Source organism: Roseicyclus sediminis, from assembly GCF_025515305.1.
GTDB classification, from domain to species: domain Bacteria; phylum Pseudomonadota; class Alphaproteobacteria; order Rhodobacterales; family Rhodobacteraceae; genus Roseibacterium; species Roseibacterium sediminis.
The window spans coordinates 1-15,812 of sequence record NZ_JAOPHT010000013.1 but is presented as its reverse complement, the minus strand read 5'-3'; the positions used below and the strand labels follow the sequence as shown (position 1 = coordinate 15,812).

Here is a 15,812-nt window from a genome sequence, read left to right as displayed (position 1 = left end):
CTGCGCCTGCGATATTTTGGGCCGGGACAACTACGTGGCCGTTTGGCCAATTTTCGGGACAAGGCATTATGGCCGATAATGAGACACTCGGCGGGGTCGTTCGCGGCCGCGTGAAGTGGTTTGATGGCGGCAAGGGCTTCGGCTTCATCGTGGCGGATTCGGGGGGACCCGACATCCTGCTTCACGCCAACGTATTGCGCAATTTCGGCCAGGGATCCGTGGCCGAGAATTCCGGGATCAGCGTGCTGACGCACGAGACACCGCGCGGTCTGCAGGCGCTCGAAGTGCTCGAGATCACGCCTCCGGAACCCGGTGAGGCCGGGCCGGAAGCCCAGGTGAACATCCCCGACGTGCCCGAGGACGCGGTCTTCGTCGCCGCGCGCGTCAAATGGTTCGACAAGGCGAAAGGGTTTGGCTTCGCCAACGTTTTCGGGCATCCCGAGGACGTGTTCGTCCATGTCGAGGTGTTGCGCCGGTTCGGACTTGCGGATTTGCAGTCTGGCGAGGCGGTGGCCATGAAGGTCGTGGACGGTCCGAGAGGCAAACTCGCGGCCGAGGTGCGCAGTTGGGATTACGTGTGACAGGGGCAATTGCCCGGCTTTTCTCCTTCCGGTCCGGTCCGGCCGCGCTAGCCGGCGCCGCGATCGCCTTCGCCGCGCCCGCGGCGCAGGCCGCTTGCGAGATGGACCGGGTCGAGCTTCGCGGCGACTGGGGGACGGCACGTTTCCGGGTCGAGATCGCGGATACGCCCGAGACCCGCGCGCGCGGGCTCATGTTCGTCGAGGACATGGCCCGCAACGCCGGTATGCTCTTTGTCTTCCCCGACGAGCGTGTCCGCACCTTCTGGATGCGAAATACGCTCATCTCCCTCGACATCATCTATTTCGACGCAACCGGCACCTGGGTGAGCGCGGCCGAGAACGCCGTGCCGCTCGACGAGACGACGCTGCCCAGCGACGGCCCGGCGCAATACGTTCTGGAGATCAACGGGGGCCTGGTCGAGCGCTTCGGCATGGGTCCGGGGACCGAGATCCGCCATCCCGCGATCGCGCAAGACGCCGCGGCCTGGTCCTGCGACCCGGAGTGATTCACGGGCTTGCGTCCGCCATGCGCGGGACGCTATGAGCGAGCCACGGTCGGGGTGTGGCGCAGCCTGGTAGCGCACCTGTTTTGGGTACAGGGGGTCGGAGGTTCGAATCCTCTCGCCCCGACCATCCCCCTCTCAGCACCATATCTTGTGGTTCGACCTCCAACACGCGGGCTATCCGGTGTGTCGAGGGGTCCGAGTCGTGACCTGCCGGCAACATCGAAGGCAGCCGCATGGCATCGAGGGTGCCCTTGCGTCATCCGTCCCCGGTGGAGCCGTCGGGCTGGGGAGAACTTGGCTCGCAAGGCGATAAACCGCGCTATGGCTGAGCATTCTCTGCAAATCGTCCTCGACCGGCCATGGGGATGAATCGGGGGCCGTGCGGGGCGGAACGCCAGAGGCCGATCTTGGCAAGTGAAAAAATTCTCTCGAAGCTCTCAAAAATGCGTTGACGGTCTGCGTCCGCCTACGTCAGTTTGTGTGCGTCGGGTCAAGCGCCACAACATATAGCGCAGCCTGGCAGGGGCAGAGGATCAACCTCGCGAAAGACAATGGACTTGCTGACCCGTGCGCCTGGGGCGTGCGCCAGTCTTGCTCGTCCGTCTCCGACCCGGTGCGCCGCGCCGGGCGCGAGTATCCCGAGCCGCCCCGACGAGGCAAGAGGCCAGCCACAAGGCCTGCAGGCGACGACAAGAAGGGTGCCAGAATGAAGATCGAACGCAGATTCACACGGGCCGGGGCGGACGCTTACGCGGAGGTCGAATTCACGACGACCAGTTCCGAGATCCGCAATCCCAACGGCACGGTCGTCTTCCGGCTCGACGAGGTCGAGGTGCCGGCGGGCTGGAGCCAGGTGGCCTCCGATGTCATCGCACAGAAATACTTCCGCAAGGCGGGTGTCCCGGCGCGCCTCAAGCCCGTCAAGGAGAAGGGCGTGCCGGAATTCCTCTGGCGTCACGTGGCCGACGAAAAGGCGCTGGAGGAGTTGCCGGAGGACCAGCGATACGGCGGCGAAACAAGCGCCAGGCAGGTCTTCCGGCGCCTTGCGGGTGCCTGGGCCTACTGGGGCTGGAAGGGCGGCTACTTCACCGACGAGGAAGACGCGAGCGCCTATCTCGACGAAATGCAGCTGATGCTGGCGCGCCAGATGGCGGCGCCGAACAGCCCGCAGTGGTTCAACACCGGCCTGCACTGGGCCTACGGGATCGACGGGCCGAGCCAGGGCCACCACTACGTCGACTACAAGACCGGCAAGCTGACGAAATCGTCCAGCGCCTACGAGCACCCGCAGCCTCATGCCTGCTTCATCCAGTCCGTCGCCGACGACCTGGTGAACGAGGGCGGCATCATGGACCTCTGGGTCCGCGAGGCGCGGCTGTTCAAGTACGGGTCGGGCACCGGCACCAACTTCTCCTTCCTGCGCGGCGAGGGCGAGAAGCTTTCGGGCGGCGGCAAGTCTTCGGGCCTCATGGGCTTCCTCAAGATCGGCGACCGCGCGGCGGGTTCGATCAAGTCGGGCGGCACCACGCGGCGCGCGGCCAAGATGGTGATCGTCGATGCCGACCACCCGGATATCGAGGACTTCATCAACTGGAAGGTCGTGGAAGAGCAGAAGGTGGCCAGCCTCGTCGCCGGCTCCAAGGCGCATGAGCGCACGCTGAACGGTATCTTCGAGGCGATCCAGACCTGGGACGGCGCGCTGGACGACGCGGTGGACCCGGCGAAGAACGATGGCCTGAAGAAGGCGATCCGCGCCGCGAAATCCGCAAGCGTCCCCGAGACCTACATCAAGCGCGTTCTGGACTACGCGCGGCAGGGCTACACCGCCATCGAGTTTCCGACCTACGACACCGACTGGGACAGCGAGGCCTATTCCAGCGTCTCGGGCCAGAACTCGAACAACTCGATCCGCGTGACCGACGCCTTCCTGAAGGCGGTCGAGAACGACGAGGACTGGGACCTCATCAACCGCGTCGGCGGCAAGGTCGCGAAGACCGTGAAGGCTCGTGATCTCTGGGAGAAGGTCGGCCACGCCGCATGGGCCTGCGCCGATCCGGGCATCCAGTTCCACGACACCGTGAACGCGTGGCACACCTGCCCCGAGGACGGCGCGATCCGCGGCTCGAACCCGTGCTCGGAGTACATGTTCCTCGACGACACGGCCTGCAACCTCGCCTCGATGAACCTGCTGACCTTCTACTCGGCCGGCAAGTTCGACGCGGAAAGCTACATGCACGCCACGCGGCTGTGGACGCTGACGCTGGAAATCTCGGTGATGATGGCGCAGTTCCCCTCCAAGGAGATCGCGCAGCTTTCCTACGACTTCCGGACGCTCGGCCTCGGCTATGCCAACATCGGTGGTCTCCTCATGAACATGGGGCTGGGCTACGACAGCGCCGAGGGCCGGGCCCTCTGCGGTGCCCTGACCGCGATCATGACAGGCGTGGCCTACGCCACCTCGGCCGAGATCGCCTCGGAACTGGGTCCCTTCTCGGGCTTCCAGCGCAACCGCGAGCACATGCTGCGCGTCATGCGCAACCACCGCGCCGCCGCTTACGGCAAGACCGACGGCTACGAGGCGGTGAACGTGAACCCCGTGGCTCTCGACCACGCCAACTGCCCCGATCAGCGGCTGGTCGAGCTGGCCAAGCAGGCCTGGGACGAGGCGCTGACGCTGGGCGAGGAGCATGGCTATCGCAACGCGCAGGCCACCGTGATCGCGCCCACCGGCACGATCGGTCTCGTCATGGACTGCGACACCACCGGGATCGAGCCCGACTTCGCGCTGGTGAAGTTCAAGAAGCTGGCCGGCGGCGGCTACTTCAAGATCATCAACCAGTCGGTTCCGGGCGCGCTCGAGACGCTGGGCTATTCCTCCAGCCAGATCGAGGAGATCATCGCCTACGCCGTGGGTCACGGCACGCTGGGACAGGCGCCGGGGATCAACCACACCGCGCTGATCGGCCATGGCTTCGGTCCGGCGGAGATCAAGAAGGTCGAGGCGGCGCTGCCGTCCGCCTTCGACATCCGCTTCGTCTTCAACCAGTGGACGCTGGGCGAGGAGTTCTGCACCAAGACGCTGGGCATCCCGGCGGAAAAGCTGAACGACCCGACCTTCGACATGCTTCGTCACCTCGGCTTCTCCAAGGCCGAGATCGAGGCGGCCAACGACCATGTCTGCGGGACGATGACGCTCGAGGGCGCGCCCTTCCTCAAGGAAGAGCACTACCACGTCTTCGACTGCGCCAACCCCTGCGGCAAGAAGGGCAAGCGCTTCCTCTCGGTGGACAGCCACATCTACATGATGGCCGCGGCCCAGAGCTTCATCTCCGGGGCGATCTCCAAGACGATCAACATGCCGAACTCGGCCACGATCGAGGATTGCCAGAAGGCTTACGAGCTGTCGTGGTCGCTGGGGGTGAAGGCCAACGCGCTCTACCGTGACGGCTCCAAGCTCAGCCAGCCGCTCGCCGCCGCACTCGTCGAGGACGACGAGGAGGCCGCCGAAACGCTGGAAACCGGCACGCCGCAGGAGAAGGCCGCCGTTCTCGCCGAGAAGATCGTCGAGAAGGTCATCATCAAGGAGATCGTGCGCGCCCATCGCCAGAAGTTGCCCGAGCGCCGCAAGGGCTACACGCAGAAGGCCATCGTGGGCGGCCACAAGGTCTACCTGCGCACCGGCGAGTACCAGGACGGTTCGCTCGGCGAGATCTTCATCGACATGCACAAGGAAGGCGCCGGCTTCCGGGCGATGATGAACAACTTCGCCATCGCGGTCTCGGTCGGCCTTCAGTACGGCGTGCCGCTGGAGGAGTTCGTCGACGCCTTCACCTTCACCAAGTTCGAACCGAGCGGCATGGTGCAGGGCAACGACTCGATCAAGAACGCGACGTCGATCCTCGACTACATCTTCCGCGAACTGGCGGTGTCCTACCTCGACCGCACGGACCTGGCCCACGTGGCCCCGGCGGGCGCCAGCTTCGACGATGTCGGGCGCGGCGTGGAGGAGGGCGTGTCGAACGTCCAGCCCGTCACAGAGACGGCGGCCACCAAGTCGCTGGAAGTGCTGAAGCAGATCAGCTCGACCGGCTACCTCCGAAAGCGTCTGCCGCAGGACTTCGTCGTCCTCCAGGGCGGCGCGTCGGACACGGTGGCGACGCTGGAAACGCTCGTGCCCGAGGTGAAGGGCACCATCGCGGCGGTCGCCTCGACCACGGCGGTGGCCACCGGATCGGTGTCGATCGACGCGGCCACCAAGGCGCGGATGCAGGGCTACGAGGGCGAGGCCTGCGGCGAGTGCGGGAACTACACGCTGGTGCGCAACGGCACCTGCATGAAGTGCAACACCTGCGGTGCGACGAGCGGGTGCAGCTGAACGAAATCGGGCGCGCGGTGCTTACCCCCCGCGCGTCTGACATCCGGGGCGGGTGCGCTCGCCCCTGACGCGGATCAGGCCGCAGGCAGAACACTTCGGGCAGTCAATATCAGAGCCTGATCAGCGAAACTGGGGGCGCCAATGGCGCCCCCTTCTTCTTTGACTCACTCCGCCGCCGCGACCCGCCGCACCTGCCGGTGCCGCGCGAGGTGCAGGGGCGTGCGCGACTTCGGCACGGCGGTGATGAAGTTCAGCCGCGCCACGTGGTAGCTCGTGTCAAAGCCGAAGAAGTTGAGCCGCATGCGCCGCAATTCCTCGGCCCGGTAGTCCGACAGCGGCCGCGCCGCCTGGTCCGCCGCCCGCCGCGCGTGCTTGGCGCCGATCATCGCATCCAGCTCCGGGCCCGCCGCGAGCGCCGCCGCGCGCTCGATCATCGCCGCCTCGAAATCGCCCGGACTGCCGCCGATGACCCGGTCGACGAGGCCGGTCTTCGCCGCCTGCCGCGCGAGAAGGGGCATCCGGGTGTCCATCAGTGCGGCCGCGCCCTCGGGGCCGAGACGCCGGGGCAGGGTGTAGGTCCAGTATTCCGAGCCGTAGAGGTTGCCCATGTTCTTGTAGTGCGGGTTCAGGACGACGCCCCGCCGCGCCGCGACCTCGTCGGCGGCCAGCGCCATGAAGACACCTCCCGCGCCCGCATTGCCCGCCATCGCGGCCATGGTCCAGCCGCTGGTCTCCAGCAGCGCGAGGCAGACGTCGTCGATCGCCTCGATCGCCGCGAGGCTTTCCTCGCCGGGGCTGTGGGCCGCCTCGATCGTGGCGAGGTCGATCCCATTGCACCAGAACTCAGGCCCCCCGGTCAACAGGATCACCCGCGCGTCGCCCGCCTCCCGGATCGCCTCCGCCAGCTTTCGGGAGCGGGTCACGCTCATCGCGCCGTTGAGGAAGGGGAAGCGGATCACCGCGACCGGGCCGAGGCGCTCGGTCCTCACCCCGTTGGGCGCGTCGGGTCCGGCGATTTCCGGTGGCGCGTCGAGGCCAAGGACTTCCAGCGCGCGGGTTGCCGGCAGCTTCAGCCGCCGACCGTCGAGGCGGATCGTCAGGTGACCGATCCAGATCGCGCCGTCCACGGTGCGCCGCAGGATCGCCTCGTTCGCCTGTCCCGCGATGTCGCCGGGGGTCAGGCGCGCCAGCGGCGTCGCCCCCGCCTCATGCGCATCGTGAAGCCAGACCTCGTGCCCGCAGATCTCGTCCCGCACACCCGGCTGCCCGTCGGCGGCGCGGATGCGGGCAAGGATCTCGGCCCCGGTCATCCTGGCCCAGTCGATGCGGCGCATCGCTTGCGTCATCGGGGGTTTCGCGTCCTCGCGCCCGGTGTTCGCGGGCTGAAGCGGCCAGAGCCCTTCCTCGATCCGGGCGAGCGCCATGCGCACCGCGGTCACGGCGGCCTCGGTCACCTCGCGGCGGTAGAGGCTCGACTTCGTGGCGGCCCGCATCGCGAAAGGGTGTTGCGCCCAGACCGGCCCTGCGTCCATCTCGTCCCGCGCCTCCAGAACCGTGACGCCCCAGATGCCGCGCCCCTCCTGCACCGCGTGGTCGAGGGCGGAGGGACCCTTGTCGCCCGAGGGGCCCGGATGGACGATCAGCGTGCGCGTCGCCTGCCAGACATCCGCCGGCACCGCGCGCTTCAGGAACGGGGCGAGGATCAGGTCGGGGGCGAACATCGCCACGGCCTTGCGGGTCGTCGCGTCGTTGATGTCGTATTCGAGGCTGAGGTCGTGGCCGTCGGCCTCCAGTTCCAGCCAGAGCCGCTGCGTCAGCGAGTTGAAGGCGTGGGACAGCAGGAGAATACGCATCAGCAGATCCTCGGAAGCTGTTCACCCGCGATCCAGTCGACCATGCGGCGTCCGCCGAAGGCCGTCTCCATCTCGACGAAGCAGTCGGGGTCTTCGGTGACGGTGCCGAGCATCGTGGCCTCGAGCCCCAGCGGATGGGCGCGCATCGCGGCGAGTGCGGCGTCGGCCTCCTCCTGCGGCACGAAGGCCACGAGCTTGCCCTCGTTGGCGACATAGAGCGGGTCGAGCCCGAGGATCTCGCAGGCCCCGGCGACCCCGGGCCTTACGGGCAGGTCGTCCTCGCGGATCGTGATGCCGACGCGGCTCACCCGCGCGATCTCGTTCAGGACGGCGGCGAGGCCCCCGCGCGTCGGATCGCGCATGGCGCGCGTGTTCGGGGCGGCGTCGAGGATCGCACCCGTCAGCCCGTTCAGCGCCGCGCAATCCGACAGGATGTCGGTCTCGAAGTCGAAACCGGCCCGGCTCGCCATGATCGCCACGCCATGGTCGCCCATCGTGCCCGAGACCAGCACCGCGTCGCCGGGCCGGACGTTCCGGGCGGAGAGGGACACGCCCTCGCGCACCATTCCGAAGCCCGTGGTGGAGATGAAGACGCCGTCGCCCTTGCCGCGCTCCACGACCTTGGTGTCGCCGGTGACGATCCGTACACCCGCCGCCCGCGCCGCCTCGGCCATGGAACAGGTGATGCGGTGGAGATCGGCAAGCGCCAGCCCCTCCTCGAGGATGAAGGAGGCCGAGAGCGCGAAGGGCGCGGCCCCGCCCATCGCCACGTCGTTCACGGTCCCGTTGACCGCGAGCGCCCCGATATCGCCGCCGGGAAAGAAGAGCGGCGAGACCACGAAGCCGTCCGTGGACACCGCAAGCCGGCCGGCGGGGACCGCGAGGATCGCCTGATCCTCCTCGCCCGTCAGCGCGTCGTTCGCGAACTCGGTCACGAACATCCCCTCGATCAGGTCCGCCATGTCGCGCCCGCCCGCGCCGTGGCCCATCTCGACCACGCCCGTCCATGTGCGATGCTGCTTCATTCGGCGGCCTCCATCCGGGCCACGCGGCGGCGGCCGTACTTGTAATAGGCGGCGCAGGCGCCCTCATCGCTGACCATGCAGGACCCCAGCGGCGTCTGCGGCGTGCACTGCTTGCCGAAGAGCTTGCAGTCGGTCGGCACCGCGGCGCCGCGCAGGATCTTCGGACAGTCGCAGGCCTTGTTCTCCAGCGCCTGGCCCTGCCGCATGGCGAAGCGCCTCTCGGCATCCCAGGCGGCGAAGCGGTCACGGATGCGGAAGGCGGAGTAGGGCACGTCGCCCAGCCCCCGCCATTCGAAGCTGCGCCCGATCTCGAAGACCTCGGCCACCATCGCCTTCGCCGTCTCGTTGCCGTGGCGGGTGACGGCGCGGATATACTGGTTCTCGACCTCGGCGCGGCCCTCGTTGATCTGGCGCACCAGCATCAGGATCGACTGCATGACGTCGAGCGGCTCGAAACCCGCGATGACCACGGGTTTCTCGAATTCCTCGGCGAAGAACTCGTAAGGCTGCGCGCCGATCACGACCGAGACATGGGCGGGCCCGAGGAAGCCGTCGATCTCGACGGTTTCCATCGCGCGCAGTTCCGGTGCCTCGAGGATGTTCGTGATCGCCGCGGGGGTCAGTACGTGGTTGCAGAAGACGGAGAAATTCTCCAGCCTCTCGGCCTCGGCGATCTTCAGGGCGACGGCGGTGGGCGGGGTTGTCGTCTCGAAGCCGATGGCGAAGAAAACCACTTCTTTCCCGGGATTTGTGCGCGCAAGCTGAAGTGCGTCCATTGTCGAGGCGACCATGCGGATATCGGCGCCTTCCGCGCGCGCCTTCAGAAGCGACTGTTTCTTCGAGCCCGGCACCCGCAGCATGTCGCCATAGGTGCAGAGCGTGACGCCTTCCTCTTTCGCCAGCCGGATCGCCATGTCGAGGCGGCTGACGGGCAGGACGCAGACGGGGCAGCCCGGCCCGTGGATCATGCGCACCTGCGGCGGCAGCAGGTCGGTCACGCCGTAGCGGAAGATCGCGTGGGTATGCCCGCCGCAGAACTCCATGAGCCGGTAGTTCCGATCCGGCCGCACCTCCGCCGCGATCTCGGCGGCCAGCGCTCGGGCGATCCTGGCGTCGCGGAAATCGTCCAAGTATTTCATGACGTTGCTCCGATTTCCTCAAGCAGCCTCAGGGTCTCCGCAGCCTCTGCCGGATCGACACGGCCGAGCGCGTAGCCCACATGAACGAGAAGGAAGTCGCCCACGGCGACCTCGCCGACGAGTGCGGTCGACACCGTCTTGCGGGCGCCCGACAGGTCGACACGGGCCATCGCGTCGGGCAGGACCTCGACCACTTCGGCGGGGATGGCATGGCACATCGTCTCAACCCTCTTCCACGGTTTCTATGACCCCGGGGCACAGCCCGTAGCGGTCGACTTTCGCGCGCAGCCCCACGCGGCTCAGCCCCAGTTCCTGCGCCGCGCGGCTCTTGTTCCACTTCAGCCGGGTCAGAACCTCGCGCAGGATGCGTTTCTCGATGGCTTCCACCCGGTCCTTGAGCGGCCCAGTCCCCTCCAGAACCGCGTCTTCGCCGGGATCTGCGGCGCCGGGCCGCGCCTGCAGGATGTGGCGCGACACGAGATCGGGGCCGAGGACGGGGTCCTGGGCGTAGATCAGCATGCGCGTGACCTCGTTCCTCAACTCGGGCAGGTTTCCCGGCCAGTCGTAGGCTGCGAGAAACTCCATCGCCTCGGCGTTCAGGCCCCGGACGCTCTTGCCATGCCGGGCGGCGACCTCGAACAGCATGTGCTGGGCGAGCAGGGCCACGTCCTCGCGGCGGGCGTCGAGGGAGGGCACGTCCAGCGTGCCGACAGCGACCTGGTGGTACAGCTCGGCGCGGAACCGCCCCTCGGCCACCGCGCGGCGCAGATCGCGCCCGGTCCCGCAGATCAGCCGGATGTCCATGCGGCCTGGTTCGGTGGCGCCGACGGGCGTGCAGCTGGATGTGGCGAGCATCCGCGACAGCCACAGTTGCAGGGACGGCGACAGATGTTCGATCCCGCCGAGGTAGAGCGTCCCGCGCGACGCCCTCGGGATCAGCCCGATGCGGGAGGAGCCGTTGTTGCGCAGCCCGCACAGCTCGATGCGGACGGCCTCCTCCGGCAGGCCGGTAACGTCGAGCGCAAGAAACGGCCGGTCCGCCCGGAGCGAGGCGCCATGGATCGCGCGGGCCAGCGCGGTCTTGCCGGTGCCCGGTGCGCCGGTCAGCAGGAGCGGCACGTCGAAGCTGGCGAGGTGCCTCGCCTGCGCGACCGTCGCGGCCATGGGCGAGGTCGCGGCCCTCAGGATCGCCTCGAAGCCCAGCCCCTCGTCGTGATGCGGCGCCTCGGGCGGTGCGGCGGGGCCGGCCTTGCGCGACATGAAGCGCATCTCGAAGGACATGCGGTCGTTCTCGCGGCGCACGCGGAACAGCTGCACCGCGTTCCTGAGCATCCGGCGCATGCCCTCGGGCGGCAGATCGCCCCGGCAGATCTGGTAGAGATCGTCGGGCAGGTCGCGCGCATCTTCCTCGGCCAGCGCGATGCGAACCGTCTCGGGCCAGTGCGCGGCCATCTGGTCGAGGAGCGGCACGCCCTCGGGCGTGTCATTGCCGCAGGCGACCATGGCCACTTCGATGAAGTTCTCCTGGCACTCCTTCAGCGCCTCGGCCCCCGTGCCGACACTCAGGCACTCGGCCTCGCGCGAAAGTTGGCCGCGCAGCCGCTCGCGCCGCGTCCCGTCGGGATCGACGAGGAGGACGGTCGCGCGCTGGTCGTGGCCCGCGTCTTTCATGCGCGTGGGTCCTTCATTCGGCCGCCGCCTTTCCGGTCTTGGCCGCGAGATGGGTCCGAAGCCAGTCCAGCCATCCCTCCATCCCCTCGCCGGTCCGTGCCGAAACGCGCAGGATGTCGATCGTCGGGTTCACGCGGCGCAGGTTCTCCTCGTAGAGGTCGAGGTCCACGTCGCAATGGGGCGCGAGATCGACCTTGTTCAGGATCGCGAGCCGCGCGGCGGTGAACATGTCGGGATACTTGAGCGGCTTGTCCTCGCCCTCCGTCACCGACAGGATCGCGACCTTCGCATCCTCACCGAGGTCGAAGGCGGCGGGGCAGACGAGATTGCCGACGTTCTCAATGAAAAGAAGGCTTTGCGAGGCGAGGCTCAGGTGCTCGACCGCGTGGCCCACCATGTGCCCGTCGAGGTGACAGCCCTTGCCGGTGTTGACCTGAACCGCGGGCGCGCCGGTCGCGCGGATGCGGTCGGCATCGTTGGCGGTCTGCTGGTCGCCCTCGATGACCGCGACGGCCATGTCCCCCAGCGCCTCGATGGTCCTGACCAGAAGCGTCGTCTTCCCCGATCCGGGCGAGGAGACGAGGTTCAGCGCCAGAACCTGCCGGCCTCGGAAGAATGCCCTGTTCTCAGCGGCGTAGCGGTCGTTCTTCGACAGGATGTCGGTCTCGATCTCGATCAGCCGGGCCTGGCTCATCCCCGCGACATGGACGCCGGCGGCCCCGGTTCCGAAATGCAGGTCGTTGTGATCGTGGTGATGGTGGTGCCCATGGTCGTGGTCGTGTCCATGCCCGTGGGAATGCCCGTGGGAATGTTCGTGGTCGTGGGAATGCCCATGGTCGTGGGAGTGTCCGTGCCCCTCCACCTTGCCGTCGCCGCAGCCGCACACCGTACACATCAGACCGCCTCCAAATCCTTGATCCGCATTTCATCTCCGCCGTTGGGCACCAGCCGCCCTCCGCCGCATTCCGGGCAGGGGTCGAGGCGCCCGGCGATCTCCACCTCGCGTCCGCAGTCGAAGCACATCGCGCGCCCGGGCAGGTCGATCATCACGAGGTCGGAGCCCTCGGCCGCGCTGCCGCGCATCACGACCTCCCAGGCGAAGGCCAGCGCCGGTTTCTCGACGCCCGCGAAGCGCCCGATCTCGATCCGAACGCGCGTGATCCGCGAGACCGAATGCGCGCGCGCCTGCGCCTCGAGGATGTCGCGGATACCTTCGCAGAGGGACATCTCATGCATCCTGTGCGGCCCCCACGTCGAGCGGGCGGCAGGGGTCGATCAGCGCCACGAGAAAGGGAAGCAGATGCCCGCGTTCGGCCGGGAGGCTCGTCAGCACGCCCGCCATGACGCCGCCGCGCGCCAGGATGTGATCGGTGGGCGTGGTGCGGTGAAGCCGGGCGACGCGGCCGTTCTCCATCTCGACCCTCAGCGCGTAGACCCCGCGCGTCGCCGGCACGATGGCCGAGCCCGTGGGCGCGGGCAGGGGGCGCGGGCGCTCGCCCGACAGTAGCGCGGCAAGGTCGATCACCCGTCCCATGGCGCGCCAGAGCGGACCCCGGCCATGTATCGCCTCGACGTAGTCCATCGCCGGATGCGCGGCCCGGCGTCCGGCGGGGGAATTTTCGACCGCTCCGGGGGCGAAGGCGCTTTCGGCATCGACAAGGGGCAGGCCGGGGGTCACCGCCTCCCCGGGGCGAAAGAGCGTCGCGACGAGTTGCAGGAGCGGCGCGATGCCGTCGTCGGAGCCGAGGAAACCCGCGGTCTCGAAATCGGTCCGCGGCGGGCGCCCGGCCGGACCGAAAAGCGCGCGGAGCGCCGCCGCCTCGTCGGCGAGCCAGCCGCGGTCGAACATGGGCGGAAGGCCGAGGGCGCGGGGCCAGGCGAGGAAGATCTGCATCAGGTGGTCGCGCCGGATTTCCGCGGCGAGGGCCTCGGTATCGGGTTTGCGCCCCGTGGCGATGTCGAAGGCCGCGATCTGCGCGGCGCGGCAGAGGTTGAAGACGAGGCCCAGGAGGTCGCGCGCCTCCTCGGGCCTGCGCCCCGCCACCAGCCGGTCGGCGGGTGGCGCCTCGGGCGCCGCGACGCGCCATATGCCGCCGCTGTCGAGCATCAGCCGGCTGCGCCTCCTGCAAGGCCACCGGTCAGCACCGCGCGGCGCGAGGGTTCGGGGTCGGGCTCGGGGAGCGTCGCCGCGGCGGCTTCCGCCTCGCGGCTCGCGCGGATATCCGCGCGGCGGTCGGTTTCGGCGCGGTTTCCCTCGTCGAAGAGGGCGGCCATGACGGCGCGGGCCACGTCGACGGCGGCCTCCTGCGTGCGGAACTCGCCCATCATGGAGAAGAGCGAGCAGGCCTTGTAGCCGCCGATCATCTCCCTCGTGTTGTGGGTGAATTCGTAGGCGCCCGAGGGGAAGTCGATCACCTCCTTCGCGCCGGGCTTCAGGCCGGACCAGTCCTCGGTCTCGGCGGGCAGCAGCACGAGGTTCATGAACCACGGGCTGACCAGCACGCCCAGAAGGTGTTCGCCGTGCCGCCGGAAGCCGACGGCACGAACCTCGAGCGCGCGGTTGACCATCGGGACATCCCGCATCTTGGCATGCCAGATCTCGATGAACTCGGCCTCGAGCGCGCGGGTCTTCGCCCTGATCGCGGCTTCCTCCAGCAACGCGGGCGCGCCGGGATCGGACTGCACCAGGAACTGCGTCCTCTCGGCGCCGCAGGTCGGGCAGGTCCAGTCCTCCGGCAGCGCGGTGAAGGGTGTCCCGGGGTCGATCTGCCGGAAGTCGCAGCCCTTCGCGGGGTCGTAGACCGTCCAGCAGATCTTGCATTCCAGCACCGCCTGCGGGCTGAGGCCCGTGTCGGAGTGGTGATAGCCGCCCTCGAAGACGCTCATCGAACCGCCTCCAGAACCTTCACGAGGCGCTTGCCGCTGTCGGACAGATCCTCGGGCGCCGCCAGCACGACCTCGGGCATCTCCGTGACCTCGAGCGTGTCGAGGATGAGCGTGTCCATGGAGTTGAAGAACTGCACCCGCCAGACATGCGGGACCGCCGTCGCCGTCACGCGGCAGTTGCCGTAGCCGCGGCTGAGGATCGTGGCCGCGCCTTCGCCGAGTGCGGCGTCCAGCCATCTGAGGTCGTCCTCGGTATGGGGCAGGAGGGTGAAGTTCACGACATGCGGCGGGTCGCCCGCGCGATGGGTCGCGGACCTGTCGGCCAGCTCCGCGAAGATCGGCGGGGCGTTGATGACGGCGGGTGTGCGCGGGGCCTCGGCGCCGCGCGCCGGCCTGAGAGCGGTGAAGGCGCGGGCCCGGACCGCGTCGGGGATCGCGGCGACCTCTACCATGTCCTCGCCGCTCCCGCCGCGCGCGCCGGTCAGCACCCAGACACCGGCAAAGCGCGTCTCCTGCGCCGCCACCGCGGGAATGCCCCGCACGCGGGCGGAGACCTCGCCTTCGCCGAGCGTGTCGGCCACGAGCGCGCGGTTCTCGGCGTCGAGCGCGCCGAGGCCGAAGCGGCGCGAACCGCCCTCGACGGCCACGATGCGGCAGGCCTCGGCGACCTCGTCCAGCAGCGCCAGCGCCGGCCCGACGCTGGCTGCATCTTCGATCTCGGGCGTGTGCGGGGTGAAGACGGCCATGTCCTTGGGCATGGCCATGTAACTCAGTTCGGTTCCTTCGCTGCCCGACAGCTGGGAGCCGGGGCCGAACCCCGTGGGCGGCAGGCGGAAATCGCTTGGCATCGGTCGGTCCTCCGGGTCAGGCGTCGAGGGGTTCGGTGCGGGCGGCGAGGATCTGGGCGATCCGCGCCATGTAGTCGGCCCAGTCGCGGACCCTGGGCAGGGCGCCGATCTGGATGCCCGCACGGTAGAAGATGAGAGACGGGGTCTTGTAGACGGCCGCCATTTCGCGCGTGGCGGCCTCGATCGCGTCATCGACCACGGCGCAGTCGAAGGCGTTCTGGAAGGCCTGCATCAGCTCGGGCAGGATCACGGCGACGTCGGTGGTCTCGAGGTTTCGGACCGGGTCGCCGGGGATGAAAAGGACATGCACCCCGGGCGCGCCGATATAGGCGTCGCGCGCCTCCTCCGTCATGAGGCGCGGAAAGCCGAACTCGGTCGTCAGGCGGTCGATGAGGGGATGGCTGGCCATGAACGTCTCCCTGTCGTCATGCTGTCGTCTTGCCGGCGGCCTTTGCGGCCTGCAGGTGCGGCGGCAGCCGAGGGCCGCGCGCCTCTATGTCGTCGAAGGCGTCCCCGATCTCGCCGCCCGCCATGACCGATTGCAGCGCGCCAACCGCGGCGCGGATCTTGCGGGCTTCGTCGGGGTCCAGCACCTCGCGCGCGGTGCCGAGGAAGTTGAGGACCCAGGTTCCCGGGGCGACCGGACCCGTCAGCGACAGGTCGACGCCCACCACGTCCTCGCCGTCGCGGGCCAATCCGCTCAGGCCCTTCACCTCGACGATCTCCACGGGGATGCCGATGCACATGGCGCTCAGCCTTCCGTGCGCGGCAGGAAACGTTCGTCGCCATGCCGGTAGGCGACCTCGGCGCTGGGGCGCCCGGTCTCGTAGGCGTCGCGGCGGATCGCGGGATCGGCGAGGTCGGGGGTCGCGTCCGTACGACCGGGCCGGGCATCGATGCCCCATTCGGCCAGCTTCTCGACCGCGCG

At 68.6% G+C, this 15,812-nt stretch carries 15 protein-coding genes and 1 tRNA gene; 4 read left to right on the top strand and 12 right to left on the bottom strand.

Going from position 1 to position 15,812, the window contains the following annotated elements; genetic code table 11:
- The first annotated feature begins 68 nt into the window (after positions 1–68).
- The 4 genes from N8I71_RS15245 (at position 69) to N8I71_RS15230 (ending at position 5,462) form a co-directional block, all read left to right on the top strand.
- Complete coding sequence (locus tag N8I71_RS15245) at positions 69–581, top strand: cold-shock protein (RefSeq protein WP_262878871.1); 513 nt, start codon at positions 69–71, stop codon at positions 579–581.
- A complete protein-coding gene (locus N8I71_RS15240; RefSeq protein ID WP_262878870.1) occupies positions 578–1,087 on the top strand; it encodes a DUF192 domain-containing protein in 510 nt (169 codons plus the stop codon). The genes N8I71_RS15245 and N8I71_RS15240 overlap by 4 nt, the downstream gene beginning before the upstream one ends.
- Positions 1,088–1,137: 50 nt before the next feature.
- Positions 1,138–1,214, top strand: a tRNA-Pro gene (locus N8I71_RS15235).
- Positions 1,215–1,793: 579 nt separating this feature from the next.
- The gene (locus N8I71_RS15230) at positions 1,794–5,462 is read left to right on the top strand and encodes a vitamin B12-dependent ribonucleotide reductase (RefSeq protein ID WP_262878869.1); all 3,669 of its coding nucleotides are present in this window, start codon (positions 1,794–1,796) and stop codon (positions 5,460–5,462) included.
- 164 nt (positions 5,463–5,626) lie between these two features.
- On the opposite strand, the gene N8I71_RS15225 is transcribed toward N8I71_RS15230, so the two are convergent.
- The 12 genes from N8I71_RS15225 to N8I71_RS15170 are packed head-to-tail and all read right to left on the bottom strand — an operon-like array spanning position 5,627 to position 15,630.
- Positions 5,627–7,315 carry a hydrogenase maturation protein gene (locus N8I71_RS15225; RefSeq protein ID WP_262878868.1) on the bottom strand — a complete coding sequence of 563 codons (1,689 nt, stop codon included), beginning with the start codon at positions 7,313–7,315 and terminating at the stop codon, positions 5,627–5,629.
- Positions 7,315–8,340, bottom strand: coding sequence for a hydrogenase expression/formation protein HypE (gene hypE, locus N8I71_RS15220; protein WP_262878867.1), 1,026 nt, complete (start codon positions 8,338–8,340; stop codon positions 7,315–7,317). The genes N8I71_RS15225 and hypE overlap by 1 nt, the downstream gene beginning before the upstream one ends.
- Positions 8,337–9,479: a hydrogenase formation protein HypD gene (hypD, locus tag N8I71_RS15215; RefSeq protein ID WP_262878866.1), complete on the bottom strand. Its 1,143-nt coding sequence runs from the start codon at positions 9,477–9,479 to the stop codon at positions 8,337–8,339. Before hypD ends, hypE begins: the two co-directional genes overlap by 4 nt.
- A complete protein-coding gene (locus N8I71_RS15210) occupies positions 9,476–9,697 on the bottom strand; it encodes a HypC/HybG/HupF family hydrogenase formation chaperone (protein ID WP_262878865.1) in 222 nt (73 codons plus the stop codon). Before N8I71_RS15210 ends, hypD begins: the two co-directional genes overlap by 4 nt.
- Positions 9,698–9,701: 4 nt before the next feature.
- The gene (locus N8I71_RS15205) at positions 9,702–11,150 is read right to left on the bottom strand and encodes a sigma-54-dependent transcriptional regulator (protein WP_262878864.1); all 1,449 of its coding nucleotides are present in this window, start codon (positions 11,148–11,150) and stop codon (positions 9,702–9,704) included.
- Between the two features lie 13 nt (positions 11,151–11,163).
- Positions 11,164–12,045, bottom strand: coding sequence for a hydrogenase nickel incorporation protein HypB (gene hypB / locus N8I71_RS15200; RefSeq protein WP_262878863.1), 882 nt, complete (start codon positions 12,043–12,045; stop codon positions 11,164–11,166).
- Positions 12,045–12,386 (bottom strand): hydrogenase maturation nickel metallochaperone HypA, encoded by a 342-nt coding sequence (gene hypA, locus N8I71_RS15195; RefSeq protein ID WP_262878862.1) that lies wholly within the window; start codon positions 12,384–12,386, stop codon positions 12,045–12,047. The genes hypB and hypA overlap by 1 nt, the downstream gene beginning before the upstream one ends.
- Positions 12,379–13,257, bottom strand: a complete 879-nt coding sequence (locus N8I71_RS15190; protein ID WP_262878861.1) for a hydrogenase expression/formation protein HupK — start codon at positions 13,255–13,257, stop codon at positions 12,379–12,381. Before N8I71_RS15190 ends, hypA begins: the two co-directional genes overlap by 8 nt.
- Entirely contained in the window at positions 13,257–14,036 is a 780-nt protein-coding gene (gene hybE / locus N8I71_RS15185) for a [NiFe]-hydrogenase assembly chaperone HybE (protein ID WP_262878860.1), read from the bottom strand. The genes N8I71_RS15190 and hybE overlap by 1 nt, the downstream gene beginning before the upstream one ends.
- A complete protein-coding gene (locus N8I71_RS15180) occupies positions 14,033–14,884 on the bottom strand; it encodes a hydrogenase expression/formation protein (protein WP_262878859.1) in 852 nt (283 codons plus the stop codon). The genes hybE and N8I71_RS15180 overlap by 4 nt, the downstream gene beginning before the upstream one ends.
- A gap of 16 nt (positions 14,885–14,900) precedes the next feature.
- Positions 14,901–15,293: a thioredoxin domain-containing protein gene (locus tag N8I71_RS15175; protein WP_262878858.1), complete on the bottom strand. Its 393-nt coding sequence runs from the start codon at positions 15,291–15,293 to the stop codon at positions 14,901–14,903.
- A gap of 16 nt (positions 15,294–15,309) precedes the next feature.
- A complete protein-coding gene (locus N8I71_RS15170) occupies positions 15,310–15,630 on the bottom strand; it encodes a HypC/HybG/HupF family hydrogenase formation chaperone (RefSeq protein ID WP_262878857.1) in 321 nt (106 codons plus the stop codon).
- Positions 15,631–15,812 lie beyond the last annotated feature (182 nt).

Bases quoted from the DNA above. Each gene is read 5' to 3' on its own strand.
- N8I71_RS15205 (WP_262878864.1), bottom strand. From the start codon at position 11,150: ATGAAAGACGCGGGCCACGACCAGCGCGCGACCGTCCTCCTCGTCGAT.
- N8I71_RS15230 (WP_262878869.1), top strand. From the start codon at position 1,794: ATGAAGATCGAACGCAGATTCACACGGGCCGGGGCGGACGCTTACGCG.
- N8I71_RS15225 (WP_262878868.1), bottom strand. From the start codon at position 7,315: ATGCGTATTCTCCTGCTGTCCCACGCCTTCAACTCGCTGACGCAGCGG.
- N8I71_RS15210 (WP_262878865.1), bottom strand. From the start codon at position 9,697: ATGTGCCATGCCATCCCCGCCGAAGTGGTCGAGGTCCTGCCCGACGCG.
- N8I71_RS15170 (WP_262878857.1), bottom strand. From the start codon at position 15,630: ATGTGCATCGGCATCCCCGTGGAGATCGTCGAGGTGAAGGGCCTGAGC.
- hypB (WP_262878863.1), bottom strand. From the start codon at position 12,045: ATGTGTACGGTGTGCGGCTGCGGCGACGGCAAGGTGGAGGGGCACGGA.
- hypD (WP_262878866.1), bottom strand. From the start codon at position 9,479: ATGAAATACTTGGACGATTTCCGCGACGCCAGGATCGCCCGAGCGCTG.
- N8I71_RS15180 (WP_262878859.1), bottom strand. From the start codon at position 14,884: ATGCCAAGCGATTTCCGCCTGCCGCCCACGGGGTTCGGCCCCGGCTCC.
- N8I71_RS15245 (WP_262878871.1), top strand. From the start codon at position 69: ATGGCCGATAATGAGACACTCGGCGGGGTCGTTCGCGGCCGCGTGAAG.
- hypE (WP_262878867.1), bottom strand. From the start codon at position 8,340: ATGAAGCAGCATCGCACATGGACGGGCGTGGTCGAGATGGGCCACGGC.
- hypA (WP_262878862.1), bottom strand. From the start codon at position 12,386: ATGCATGAGATGTCCCTCTGCGAAGGTATCCGCGACATCCTCGAGGCG.
- N8I71_RS15175 (WP_262878858.1), bottom strand. From the start codon at position 15,293: ATGGCCAGCCATCCCCTCATCGACCGCCTGACGACCGAGTTCGGCTTT.
- hybE (WP_262878860.1), bottom strand. From the start codon at position 14,036: ATGAGCGTCTTCGAGGGCGGCTATCACCACTCCGACACGGGCCTCAGC.
- N8I71_RS15190 (WP_262878861.1), bottom strand. From the start codon at position 13,257: ATGCTCGACAGCGGCGGCATATGGCGCGTCGCGGCGCCCGAGGCGCCA.